The 12,971-nt window shown below is 41.6% G+C and carries 11 protein-coding genes; 8 read left to right on the top strand and 3 right to left on the bottom strand.

Annotation, left to right across the window (positions count from 1 at the left end):
- The 5 genes from E6139_RS18610 to E6139_RS18590 are packed head-to-tail and all read left to right on the top strand — an operon-like array spanning nucleotide 1 to nucleotide 5,367.
- Nucleotides 1-1,521 carry an alpha-N-arabinofuranosidase gene (locus E6139_RS18610; protein WP_316405028.1) on the top strand — a complete coding sequence of 507 codons (1,521 nt, stop codon included), beginning with the start codon at nucleotides 1-3 and terminating at the stop codon, nucleotides 1,519-1,521.
- Between the two features lie 19 nt (nucleotides 1,522-1,540).
- A complete protein-coding gene (locus E6139_RS18605; RefSeq protein WP_316405049.1) occupies nucleotides 1,541-2,506 on the top strand; it encodes a glycoside hydrolase family 43 protein in 966 nt (321 codons plus the stop codon).
- A 17-nt stretch (nucleotides 2,507-2,523) separates the two neighbouring features.
- A complete protein-coding gene (locus tag E6139_RS18600; protein WP_316405027.1) occupies nucleotides 2,524-3,963 on the top strand; it encodes an alpha-N-arabinofuranosidase in 1,440 nt (479 codons plus the stop codon).
- A 3-nt stretch (nucleotides 3,964-3,966) separates the two neighbouring features.
- Entirely contained in the window at nucleotides 3,967-4,209 is a 243-nt protein-coding gene (locus tag E6139_RS18595) for a DUF6171 family protein (RefSeq protein WP_316405026.1), read from the top strand.
- 48 nt (nucleotides 4,210-4,257) lie between these two features.
- The gene (locus tag E6139_RS18590; RefSeq protein WP_316405025.1) at nucleotides 4,258-5,367 is read left to right on the top strand and encodes a sn-glycerol-3-phosphate ABC transporter ATP-binding protein UgpC; all 1,110 of its coding nucleotides are present in this window, start codon (nucleotides 4,258-4,260) and stop codon (nucleotides 5,365-5,367) included.
- Between the two features lie 161 nt (nucleotides 5,368-5,528).
- Here the strand turns inward: E6139_RS18590 and E6139_RS18585 are convergent, their stop codons facing one another.
- From E6139_RS18585 to E6139_RS18575, 3 genes are all read right to left on the bottom strand, one after another.
- The gene (locus E6139_RS18585) at nucleotides 5,529-6,284 is read right to left on the bottom strand and encodes a class I SAM-dependent methyltransferase (RefSeq protein WP_316405024.1); all 756 of its coding nucleotides are present in this window, start codon (nucleotides 6,282-6,284) and stop codon (nucleotides 5,529-5,531) included.
- Between the two features lie 394 nt (nucleotides 6,285-6,678).
- Complete coding sequence (locus tag E6139_RS18580; protein ID WP_316405023.1) at nucleotides 6,679-7,923, bottom strand: ATP-binding protein; 1,245 nt, start codon at nucleotides 7,921-7,923, stop codon at nucleotides 6,679-6,681.
- A 438-nt stretch (nucleotides 7,924-8,361) separates the two neighbouring features.
- Nucleotides 8,362-9,189 (bottom strand): helix-turn-helix domain-containing protein, encoded by an 828-nt coding sequence (locus E6139_RS18575; protein WP_216405554.1) that lies wholly within the window; start codon nucleotides 9,187-9,189, stop codon nucleotides 8,362-8,364.
- Nucleotides 9,190-9,466: 277 nt separating this feature from the next.
- Here E6139_RS18575 and E6139_RS18570 point away from each other — a divergent pair, with 277 nt between their 5' ends.
- The 3 genes from E6139_RS18570 (at nucleotide 9,467) to E6139_RS18560 (ending at nucleotide 12,968) form a co-directional block, all read left to right on the top strand.
- Complete coding sequence (locus tag E6139_RS18570; RefSeq protein ID WP_410470552.1) at nucleotides 9,467-10,741, top strand: extracellular solute-binding protein; 1,275 nt, start codon at nucleotides 9,467-9,469, stop codon at nucleotides 10,739-10,741.
- 90 nt (nucleotides 10,742-10,831) lie between these two features.
- Nucleotides 10,832-12,109 carry a sugar ABC transporter permease gene (locus E6139_RS18565; protein ID WP_316405021.1) on the top strand — a complete coding sequence of 426 codons (1,278 nt, stop codon included), beginning with the start codon at nucleotides 10,832-10,834 and terminating at the stop codon, nucleotides 12,107-12,109.
- A gap of 1 nt (nucleotide 12,110) precedes the next feature.
- A complete protein-coding gene (locus E6139_RS18560) occupies nucleotides 12,111-12,968 on the top strand; it encodes a sugar ABC transporter permease (RefSeq protein WP_316405020.1) in 858 nt (285 codons plus the stop codon).
- Nucleotides 12,969-12,971 lie beyond the last annotated feature (3 nt).

Here is a 12,971-nt window from a genome sequence, read left to right as displayed (position 1 = left end):
ATGAAAACAACACTTACAGCACGAAAAAAATTTACGATTGGTGAAATTAGCCCGCGCTTATTTGGCTCGTTTGTCGAGCACATGGGAAGTGTCGTTTATACCGGAATCTATGAACCGGGACACGCAACTGCTGATGAAAATGGCTTTCGTCAAGACGTGATGAAACTGATCAACGAGTTGGATCTAGGCGTGATTCGTTATCCCGGAGGAAATTTTACCTCTGGTTATGACTGGAAGGATACGATTGGACCGATTGAGAAACGCCCTCGCAAAATCGATATTGCTTGGCGGGCAATTGAGCCAAACACATTTGGTATCCATGAATTTATGAAATGGGTGGAGCAGACAGGTGCCGAGCCGATATTTACGATCAATTTAGGAACTAAGGGGATCGATGATGCCCGAGATATTGTCGAGTATTGTAATTTTTCCGGAGGAACCTATTGGAGTGATCTGCGTCAAAAAAATGGTGCTGCTGAACCATTCGGGATTAAACTTTGGTGTCTAGGAAATGAGTTAGATGGTCCTTGGCAGATTGGAACAAAGCAGCCTGAGGAATATGGACGGCTCGCTAATGAAGCAGCCAAAGCAATGAAATGGGTAGATGACACCATCGAAACAGTCTTAGTCGGCAGCTCTACACCGCGTTTATCTAGTTATCCAGAATGGGATCGACTCGTGTTGGAGGCGGCTTATGAGAATGTGGATTACCTTGCTTTACACAATTACATTGATAAATACGATGAAGACGATTTGACGCGTCCGCCGAAAACAGAGCGAGACGATACACCGACCTATCTTGCGAAATCGAAGCGGTTCGATCGCCAAATCGAAGAAATCGTCGCCACCTGCGATTACGTTAAGGCGTTGAAGCGCAGCGATAAGACGATGTACTTAGCCTTTGATGAGTGGAACGTCCATGCGCAGCCCGAGAAAGAGAACCAGCCTTTTGAAGTGGGCAGTCCCATTGATTGGTGTCAGTTTACGATGGAGGATACGCTCCTGTTTGGTTCATTGGGATTAGCTATCTTACGCCATGCGGATCGAGTGAAGATTGGGTGTCAATCGCTGCTAGTCAATACCATCCCTTTGATTTTGACCGATGCAGGCGGTGATTGCTGGGTGAATCCAACCTATTATGTGATGGAGCAGCTCTCAAATTATGCCAAAGGGGAAGTTCTGCAAACACAATTTTCAGGACCAACGTACGATGTGGATAAGATGAAGCAGGTGGAATGCGTAGATACTTGCTTAGTGAATAACGAAGAAGAATTGGTATTATTTTTAGTCAATCGTTCTGAAGAAGAACAGCTTGTGGAAGTCGATCATGATTTTGAGCAGAAACTTTCACTGATCGAACACCGCTATATTGGCGGGTATGAGCTACAGGATAAAAACAGTCGTGACAATCAAAAGCATATTCAACCGCAAAGATTAGCGGATTACGTCACATTAGATGATGGAAAAATCGAAGCGAAGATTCCTGGCTATTCATGGAACATGCTTCGAATGAAGAAATAAGGTAGGGGTAGAGATGAAAATGGAGGGACACTATAAAAATCCAATTGTATTGCAGCGAGCCGATCCGTGGGTATATAAGCATACAGATGGCTATTACTATTTTACGGGCTCGGTTCCAGGCTATCAGGAAATTGAGGTTCGTCGAGCAAAGAGCTTGAATGAATTAGCAACCGCTGAAAGACACAATGTCTGGCATGCCCATGAGACCGGACCATTGAGCCGCTTGATTTGGGCACCTGAAATTCATTTTATCAGAGGCAAATGGTACATCTATTTTGCAGCCAGTGATGACGAAGAAGTTCGTGATGAGCGTCATCACCATCGTATGTTCGTCATAGAAAACAGCAGTCCGAATCCTTTTGAAGGAGAGTGGGTAGAAAAAGGGCAAATCAAGACTCAACAGGAGAGCTTTAGTTTAGATGGAACAGTTTTCACTCATCAAGATGAGCTTTATTATGTCTGGGCGCAGTTAGGTCCTGCGATTCCGGGAAATTCCAATTTGTATTTGTCTAAAATGGAAAATCCCTGGACATTGACAGGCAAAGAGTTATTACTGTCGATTCCAGAGTATGACTGGGAACAAGTGGGCTTCAAGGTCAATGAAGGCCCAGCTGCGATTCAACGCAATGGCAAAATATTTATTACCTATTCGGCAAGCGCTACAGACGAAAATTACTGTATGGGATTACTGTGGGCAGATGAAAATAGCGATTTGCTAGATGGCTACAGCTGGCAGAAAAATCCTGATCCTGTCTTTCAAACATCTGAAGAAAATCAACTTTTTGGACCGGGACATAATTCCTTTACGACTTCAGAAGATGGCAAACAAGACTTGATTGTTTATCATGCGCGTCCTGAAAAAAACCAGTCAGGCGATCCTTTAGATAATCCTAATCGTCATGCTCATGTACAAGCATTTTCATGGGATGAACAAGGCTTTCCTGTTTTTGGGATACCGGGAAACGTAGAAAATCCGAGAACTTAGTCAGAAAGGACAATCAAATGAAAATCTTAACGAACAAAAAAGGCCCTAAAATCAGCAAATACATTTATGGTCATTTTGCGGAACATTTAGGACGTTGTATCTACGAAGGAATTTATGTTGGAAAGGACTCTGACATACCGAACGTAAATGGCATGCGAACTGACGTGGTAGAGGCGCTAAAGAATATTGATATTCCTGTGCTGCGTTGGCCCGGCGGATGCTTTGCGGATGAATACCATTGGAAAGATGGGATCGGTGCGCCGGAAGATCGCAAAACAATCGTTAACACTCACTGGGGTGGTGTCACTGAGACGAATCATTTTGGAACCCACGAATTTTTTGAGTTGGTGCGGCAGCTAGAATGTGAAGCCTATGTAAATGGCAACGTGGGCAGCGGCACCGTTCAAGAAATGTCTGAATGGGTGGAATACATCACGATGGGCGGTACTTCTCCAATGGCGGATTGGCGCCGTGAAAATGGACAAAATGAGCCTTGGAAGATGGCGTTCTTCGGCGTCGGCAATGAAAACTGGGGCTGTGGCGGGAATATGCGTCCAGAATACTACGCAGACCTTTATCGCCGTTACCAAACCTATGTCCGCCAGTATGGCGAAGACAAGATTTATAAAATCGCCGGTGGCGCCAACGTTGATGATTACAATTGGACAGAAGTATTAATGAAAAATGCGCATTCGATGATGGATGGGTTAAGCCTGCACTACTATGTTCATCCTCAAGGCTGGGAGAAAAAGGGCAGTGCCTTAGATTTTGATGAGGCCGAATGGTTCGTTACCTGTGAAAAGGCCGACCACATGGATGAATTAATCACTCGCCACAGTGCGATCATGGATCAATACGATCCAGAAAAACGTGTCGGCATTATTGTCGATGAGTGGGGGACTTGGTTCAACGTGGAGCCCGGTACCAATCCAGGTTTCTTGTACCAGCAAAATACGATTCGCGATGCCATGGTGGCAGCGATCACTTTAAATATTTTCCACAAGCACGCAGAGCGGGTTCAGATGGCGAATATTGCGCAGACCGTCAACGTGCTGCAGGCGATGATCTTAACAGAAGGCGACAAAATGGTGAAAACGCCTAGCTATCATGTCTTTGATTTGTACAAAGTCCATCAGGATGCAGAACGGGTCGACAGCTACGGCGACGACTTGCCACAGACGATGACACACACGATTTCGAAAAAAGAAAACATCGTGAATCTATCTCTTTGCAATTACGCCGTTACTGGCAGCGAACAAGTGGCCTTTGATTTTGAAGAGGTGAAGAACGTTAAAAGTGCCCGCTACATTGTTGGAGACAAAATGAACGCCCATAACGATTTCGACCATCCAGAGGCTATTGTTATCAAAGAATTCAGTGACTTTACCTTGGAAGACAATACCTTGAAAGTAACAGTACCGGCAATGAGTGTCATTACTCTACAATTCGAGGTGTAGCAGATGGCTTGCATTGGCTGCGAAATTAAAGAAGAAGCCCAGAATATGGATATCCAAGCGTTGATCGAAGAGCAGCTGGCTTTAGAGCAGCACCTCGCCCCCGAGAAGCTTTTTCAGCAGCGCATACAGACCTGCGAGCAATGTCCATTTCGGTCATTGCACACCTGCACCAAATGCGGCTGCTTCTACGAATTTCGCGCCCATCTTGCCAATAAGAAATGCCCAGCTGCACGTTGGGAGGAATAAGAACACTTGATAGAGCAATCATAGAAAGAACGAAAAGAGGAATTTAGAATGGTAAAAATGGCGTTGCAGCAGGTATATAAAAAGTATGACAATGCTGAAAATTACTCGGTAACTGATTTTAACCTTGATATCGCCGATCGTGAGTTTATTGTTTTTGTTGGTCCTTCAGGTTGCGGGAAATCGACCACGCTGCGAATGATTGCTGGCTTGGAGGATATTTCTGAAGGAGAATTGATCATTGGCGATACGGTCATGAACGATGTTGCCCCTAAGGATCGTGATATCGCGATGGTTTTCCAGAACTATGCGCTGTATCCTCACATGACCGTTTTTGATAACATGGCCTTTGGCTTGAAATTGCGCAAATATGATAAAGCAGATATCAAGCAGCGGGTGGACTCGGCGGCTGAAATCCTTGGCTTGACAGAGTACTTGGATCGCAAACCAGCCGCACTTTCTGGCGGGCAGCGTCAACGGGTTGCCTTAGGTCGAGCGATCGTTCGAGACGCGAAAGTATTCTTGATGGATGAACCGCTATCCAACTTGGATGCGAAGCTGCGGGTAGCCATGCGTGCGGAGATCGCCAAACTGCATCAACGGCTAGACACGACCACGATTTATGTTACCCATGACCAAACAGAAGCCATGACCATGGCGGACCGAATCGTGATTATGAAGGATGGCTTCATCCAACAAATCGGAACCCCGCAACAGGTCTATGACACACCAATCAATGTATTTGTTGCTGGCTTCATTGGCTCGCCTGCGATGAACTTCTTCAAAGTCACACTAAATGACGGGATCATTTCTGATAATCATGGGTTGAAGCTTCGTATTCCTGAAGGCAAAAACAAAGTACTAGTAGAAAAAGGCTACAATGGAAAAGAAGTCATCTTTGGGATTCGTCCAGAGGACATTCACAGTGAACAGATCGCTCTGTCAACGTCGCCGGAAGCAACAGTCAGAGCAGAGGTCGTAGTATCGGAACTGTTAGGAGCGGAATCGATGCTTTATACAAAAGTTGGTGATACCGAGTTTGTTTCTAAAGTAGATGCTCGTGATTTCCATAACCCAGGGGAAATGATGGAGTTAGCCTTCAACATTTCAAAAGCTCATTTCTTCGATAAGGAGTCAGAGGAGGTTATTAAACTCCCATAATTCCTGAACAGAAGAGCTTGAAAAATCTTTTTGTATAAAAAGTATGTAAAACAGTATTCTTTTGAAGCATTAACGAAAAGAAATCCACCTAAGCAAGCGGCTTAAGTGGATTTTTAATTTTAGCGAATTTATTTATATGTCCGTGAACACGGTTGTTCTCGCTATTTTCTAGCAATAAATATGAAGCGGTGTTCTTGATTGAAAATAAACCCCTTCAACGAAAGCTCTTCTTTCAGGTAGAGCAGTTGCTTATAATGTGTCGCTACACTGAAATCGGGAAATTCCCAAGGGATCGTTTTGACATAATAAATTAAGCCGTCTAAGTCGAAAAATTTTTGCTCAAAAAAAGCCTCATCCTGGAATACTACCGAAAATCCCTGTTGACGCAATTCTGCCACCACAGAAGAAAGATGCAGATTGAAAGTGTCTTTTTTAAAATTCGGAATCAGCTTGGTGCTTAAGGGGAGCCCGTTCAAATCGCCTACCTGCTGTGAGATAAAATAGCCGCCTTTTTTCAACACACGCCAAACCTCTGGAACCGAAAAAGCTTCATGGGAGTTCACAACCATGTCAAAGTGCGCATCAGGAAATGCCAAATGATCATTCTCCTCCACAAACTGCACATGTACCCCTTTAGGCTGCAATCGGTTTAACAGCAGCTGATAATTTGGTTCCCAGCCTTCCGTAACTGCCGTGCGTTCATAGGGATGGTGAAAGCTCTCAAGTAGTTCACCGCCGCCAGTTCCCATGTCTAGCAGCTGCATGGTGGGGTGTAGATGCTTTTTGACCAGCTCTTTATAACTCCAAGGCGTCTTTGCTTGTTCCATCTTTCCCTCTAAATAAGAAAAATCCCAGCCGCTAAATTTCTTTTGATTGGCTTCGCTGGCTAACCAATCCTTCATGTATGTTTTCTCCATTGCTATAGCTCCTTCTCATTTTTTCTGAGAACGATATAGCCGATCGATAGGAAAAATCCACCTCGATACAGTGCCTATCCAATCAGCTGTATCGAGGAGCTACCTCGTTTGTCTACCATACGAATCACCTTCTACAAAGTCTTAATACTAGTATAGCACGTGCGATAATCTAGATGGGGAAAGTCTGAAAGTTACGAGTTGGTTTTGATGGAATAGGTCTTTCTTCGTTAGTAATAAAAAATTTTTTGTCTATCACCCAGGAGAAGCTTTGGAGTTAGCCTTTAACATTTCAAAAGCTCATTTCTTCCAGAGGAGGTAATTAAACTCCCATAGTGAAAAAGCCCATTAATTTTCCTATCTAGTTGAGGAGGATTAATGGGCTCGTATTTCTATTCTATGACATATTTTCAGACAGTGATGAATGCTGACCTAAAAGCCAATCGATCACACCCAGTTTCTTTATACCGTCATAGTTCGCTTCTTTATTGAAGTCATCTAAGGTTAATAGATATTTTGGGTAGGAATCCTTAATCGATTGTAATGGTCGCAGCTCCCGCTCTAAAACATTTCTATCAGTGGTATTTAAGGCTACTTGATAGTAACTCAGCTCTTGTTTACTATTAATTGCCACGAAATCCACCTCATAAGTACCGATTTTTCCTACATATACTTCATATCCGCGTCTCTTTAATTCTAAGAAGACAATATTTTCCAGAATATGCCCGAAATCTTCAAGATGATCCCGCAAAGTCAATCTTCTTAAGCCTACATCGACAATGTAGTATTTTTCTTGAGTTTCTAGTAATTCTTTGCCATGGATATCAAAACGCTTGGCCTCGTACATAATTAAGCTATCAAGAATACCTCTGATGTATTTTTCCACCGTCTTATTAGCAATCTGGGCACCTTTGCTGACTAAGGTATTTCTCAATTTGTTGATAGTGACCAAGCCTCCGATCGTGCTAAATAATGTTTCAATCAGTCGTTGAAGCACTCGAACATCTGAGATATTTAACCGTGCTACGATATCGTTCAAAACGACTGTATTGTATACGCCATTTAAGTATTCCAGCGTCTCCTGATCAGAATCAGTAAAGAGAGTGTAAGGCATCGCGCTTTTTAGATACTCGTTAAAATAATCGTTGTTAGTTTGTTTGTTCGGATCATTTTGTATATGCCATTCCAGGAATTCCGCGAAGGACAGAGGGAGCATTTGTAATTCCACATATCTGCCAGATAGCAAAGTCGCGATCTCCCCACTAAGATAATACGCGTTAGAACCTGTGATGTACAAATCAACATTCTCCTTAATAAATAAGGAATCAACCACTCTTTCAAACTGGTGAACATGCTGAATTTCATCTAAAAATACATATACTTTTTCTTTGTTTTGAATTTTAGTGATCAGGTAAGCGTAGAGGGCATTTGCATCCCGTAACTCGTTGAACTGCATATCTTCAAAGTTAATATTCACAATATTTTCTGCTGCTACGCCATCTGCTTCCAGATAGTGACGGTAAAGTGTGAAAAGCGTTGATTTTCCCGACCTGCGAACACCAGAGACTACCTTAATGATTGGTTTGTCACGGTGTCGTTTCAAGAAATTCAAGTACTCAACTCTCTGGACAAGCCTCTTCATAATGTTTGACCTCATTTCCAAACTTTAACATAATTTTAATTCAGTTTGCATTTGAAGTCAAATTTATAAATATAACATCTGCTATTTGGTTTCAAGGAAAGTAATTTTATTTGATCGAGTCGATCGTCAACTTCTTATCGACAAGTTAAAAGATGTTCTCATAAATATGGAGTGAGAAGAACTGAAAAATAGATACTTAAGTCAATTATTTAACCACTTTTTCTGGCAAATGCTCATCCAATGTAAAAAATCGAGACTATTTTAACAGAGGAAAAAGAGTCTGTTAAAACAATTTTGCAGGAATTTATCAATGAGGAAATAACTATTTGAGCTTTTTTAGACAAAATGAGCATTTTACTATTGAAAACACTCAAAAGCAGTAGATGGAATAGTCAGCCAAACGAACGTTTAACATTCGTTTGGCTGACTATTTTCTGTTCATTCAAAAGAACTATTTTTTTTTGCCTCTAATGAGGTGGTGGAATCCTCGTGGACGCCTCGTTGATACTCCCGTGGGGAAGTGCCGGTTACTCGCTTGAACTGGCGATAAAAGTGCACATCACTGCTGTAGCCGCAAATTTCCGCGATCTCTGTAATCGTCAAGTCACTGGTTGCAATCAAACGCTGTGCCTTCGCTACTCTATTATGAATCACGTCTGCCTTAAGTGATTGTTGGAAAAAAGTTTTATACAAATGCTGGAAATGCGATAGGCTGATAGCCATCTCTTCTGCTAAGGCCTCCGGTGAATAATGCATTTCCGGTCGATTTTGGATATCCATTCGAATTTTCTGAAAGGCATAAAAGTATGGATTATCAATCTTTGTGTCCTGCTTTTCTTTGGTAATCGCAAAAAAATTATTTAACAATACTAAGAGCAATAAAGAAGCATTTTCAGATCCCAACGGATGGTCGGTGATATTGCGTTCCCAGATCAAATCATGGACATAATTTTGAATCAGTATTCCCTTAGGTATCTGAAAAAATTGATTGAGCAGTGGGCGTAAACGGTTGCTCCAATGATCATCAACCGTATTAAAATAGAGCCAATCATCAGAATAATCACCTTCAGGATTGAAATAGGTATACGGGGTATTCTTGTCAATAATCCCTACAGAATGTGCGGGGACATCATGATGCACGCCTGCAATACTGAAATGAGCAGGGGTGTTGGTAATAAGCAACGTATAATCTGGAAATCCACTATTGCGCAGTACATAAATAGATGAGTGATGTGATTGAACACCACCGCCGGTAATTGTTAACATGCTTTTTCCTCCTTTGCAGAAAATGTTAGTACATTTTGCATATTAGACAATATCATAATTGTCTAAATAAACATATAATGAACTTGTTAAATCAGTTATGACAAGGTTTCTGCAGGAGCTCAATGATTAGGCTTAGTATAACATATTTTTTTGTTTATTAAAAAGGTTATTAAACACAATGACGTCCAGCTATAAGCAATTATTTTTTTTAGTACAAATGAAGACGTTTTCTTTTTTTGTGATAATGATTTTAGTAGGACAAAGGATAGGAGAGACTATGATGAAAAGAACAACAAAATTTTTAGTTGGTTTAGGGATCGCGTTATTGTCGCTAACTGCTTGTGGTCCAGGTGAAACGAATGACAACAAAAGTAAAGCAAGCGGAAAGAGCAACGGCGATTATGACCTGCTAGTTTGGGAGGATCAGCAAAAAACAGCAGGGATCGAGGATGCGATTGCGGCTTTTGAAAAAGAGCACGATGTAAAAATAAAGGTTGTTGAAAAAGCATACGCTAAACAGTTGGAGGACTTACGTTTAGATGGTCCCGCGGGTACTGGCGCTGATGTGATCACGATTCCTGGCGACCAGATTGGTACTGCCACAACAGAAGGCTTGTTACAGGAGTTGAAGGTAGACGATGCAGTGAAATCCACGTTCACAGAAGCAGCGATGGAGTCGCAAATCGTTAAGGGGAAAGTCTACGGCCTGCCAAAAGCGATTGAGACCCAAGTTTTATTCTATAACAAAGATCTGATCACTGAAGATCAGCTGCCAGAAACATTGGATGAATGGTATGACTATTCGAAGAAAATCACCGACAACGAAAAAGATAAATATGGTCTTATTGCTACATTTGACCAAATTTATTACGCGCAAGGCATAATGAATGGCTACGGGGGCTACATCTTCGGGAAGAATGAAGATGGTTCCTTTAATCCTGAAGATATCGGCTTGGCCAATAAGGGTGCGATTGAAGGCGCGGAGCAAATCAAGAAGTTCTATGACAACAAAGTCTTGCCAACTGGGATCATCGGAGAACAGGGAACGACAGTCTTAGATTCTCTATTCACTGAAGGAAAAGCTGCCGCTGTCATCTCAGGGCCATGGAATTTAGCGCCATTTAAAGAAGCAAACATTGATTATGGTGTAAAGGAATTACCGCTGCTAAACAATGGCAAGCACATGGGCTCTTTTATCGGTGTGAAGAGTTATAACGTTTCGAGTTATAGCAAGAATGCTGAATTAGCAGAAGAGTTTGTTACCTTTATTACGAATGAAGAGAATTCAAAGGTTCGTTATGAAAAAACACAAGAAGTTCCTGCTGTTGCAGCTTTAGCGGAGGACTCATCGGTGAAGGAAAGTGAAGGCGCGATGGCAATTGCTGAACAATCAAAATATGCAGAATTGACACCAGGTATCACGGAAATGGATTCTGTGTGGAAGCCGATTGATGCCGCACTACAAACCATTGCGACAGGCAAGGTAGAGGTCAAGAAGGCTTTAGAGCAAGCAGTTGGTCAGATTGAATCTAGTATTGCCGCAAATCAATAGCCCCTTTAGGAATGACAGCAATACTCTGATCATTGCTGTCCATTCCTTTGTCACTAGATTTGGATATACATACGAAAGGACGACAAACATATGGAAGGGACATCACGTTCAACCACTCGAGGAAAAAAGGCGGCGCTGCTTTCACTGCTGCCGGGCATGGGTCAATTTTTTAACAAACAGTATGCCAAAGGCGCGCTTTTTCTCTTTTTCTTCATCATGTATTTATTCGTTTTTAAAGACCTATTTAATATGGGAATCTGGGGACTGATGACATTAGGTACAGAAGTTCCGCGAGACAACTCTATTTTTCTTTTAGCAGAAGGTTTAGTTGCATTAATCGTGATTGCTTTTGGCCTTCTTTTTTATTACTTAAATCTGCGTGATGCATACAAAAATGGTGAAAAAATCAGTATGGGTCATAAGCCGAATGGGATTAGAGAATCCTACCACGCGTTATTAGCAGAAGGCTATCCTTATCTAATCAGCAGTCCAGCTTTTATTTTATTAGTTTTCTCAGTCATCTTTCCAATTTTGTTTAGTCTTACTTTGGCTTTTACAAATTACGATTTGTATCACTCAGCACCTGCAAACTTGGCAGACTGGGTAGGGTTAGAAACGTTTAAAAAAATATTTACAGTTGATATTTGGCGTGACACTTTCTTTGGGGTCCTTGGCTGGACGGCTGTCTGGACCTTGATCGCTTCAACCTTGCAGGTGTCAATCGGCGTCTTTTTAGCGATTGTGGTTCATCAAAAAGAACTAAAATTCAAACGATTTTTCCGTACGATCTTGATTCTGCCTTGGGCAGTTCCAGGTTTTGTCACTATCCTTATTTTTGCCGGTTTATTTAACGATAGCTTTGGAGCGGTTAATAATGTAATTCTGGATTTTTTCCGAATTTCACCGATCCCTTGGCTAAATGATGCAAACTGGACTCGTTTAGCATTGCTGCTTATTCAAGGGTGGCTGGGCTTTCCGTATATTTTTATCGTGACAACGGGAAACCTACAGTCAATTCCGGATGATCTGTATGAAGCCGCAACGATCGATGGCGCTTCGGCTTTTCAAAAATTCAAAAATATTACTTTGCCACTAGTACTGTACGCGATGGCACCGATCATCATTACGCAATATACCTTTAATTTCAATAACTTTAATATCATTTACTTGTTTAATGCGGGTGGACCTGCCATTCCTGATTCAACAGCAGGCGGTACTGATATTTTAGTTTCTTGGATCTATAAGCTAACTATGCAAAACAGTCAATATGCACTAGCCGCAGCATTAACCATTCTGCTATCGATTTTTGTCATTGCCATTGCTATTTGGCAATTCCGACGCACCAATTCGTTTAAGGAGGAGGTATAACATGAAGACTACTTCTAGTATAAAAAGCCAACGTAGAATTCGGATGCTGCTTACCTACCTTCTGTTAATTTTTATGGTCGTAATTATTATTTATCCCTTAATGTGGACTGTAGGTGCGAGTTTCAATCCAGGAAATAGCTTGGTTTCTACCAGCATTATTCCTGAAAATCCAACCTTTTCACATTATCAGCAGCTGTTTGCGGGAGAAGGCACGCTTTTATATAAGCAATGGTACGTCAATTCGATAAAAATCAGTTTATTTACCATGGTACTTTCTTTAGTCTCTGTTTCTTTTACTGCTTATGCTTTTTCACGTTTTCGCTTTGCCGGTCGAAAAAATGGGTTGGTACTATTCTTACTGCTTCAGATGATTCCGCAATTTTCAGCGTTAATTGCTATCTTTGTACTCGCACAAATGTTAGGAATGATAAACAGTCATTGGTTACTAATCTTGATTTACGTAGGCGGTCAAATTCCAATGAACACCTATTTAATGAAGGGATATCTAGATTCTATTCCACTTGATTTGGATGAAAGTGCCAAACTAGACGGGGCTAGTAATACGCGGATTTTTCTTCAGATTCTAATGCCATTAGCGCGACCAATGTTGGCTGTTGTTGCTATGAATGGTTTTACTGGACCATTAGGCGATTTCGCATTGTCCTCAGTTTTACTACGTAACCCTGAATACTATACTTTACCAATTGGACTCTACAAATTAGTCACAGACAAAATGGGCGCAAGCTATACCACCTTTGCGGCAGGAGCAATTCTAATTAGTATTCCGATTGCTATTGTCTTCATTATTCTGCAAAAACATTTTGTTTCAGGCTTAACCGCTGGAGGAACGAAAGGATAACAA

This window comes from Enterococcus sp. (assembly GCF_032555305.1).
Taxonomy (GTDB): Bacteria; Bacillota; Bacilli; order Lactobacillales; family Enterococcaceae; genus Enterococcus_A.
Note: the sequence above shows the minus strand (reverse complement) of the source record. Positions and strands in the feature narration are given on the sequence as shown.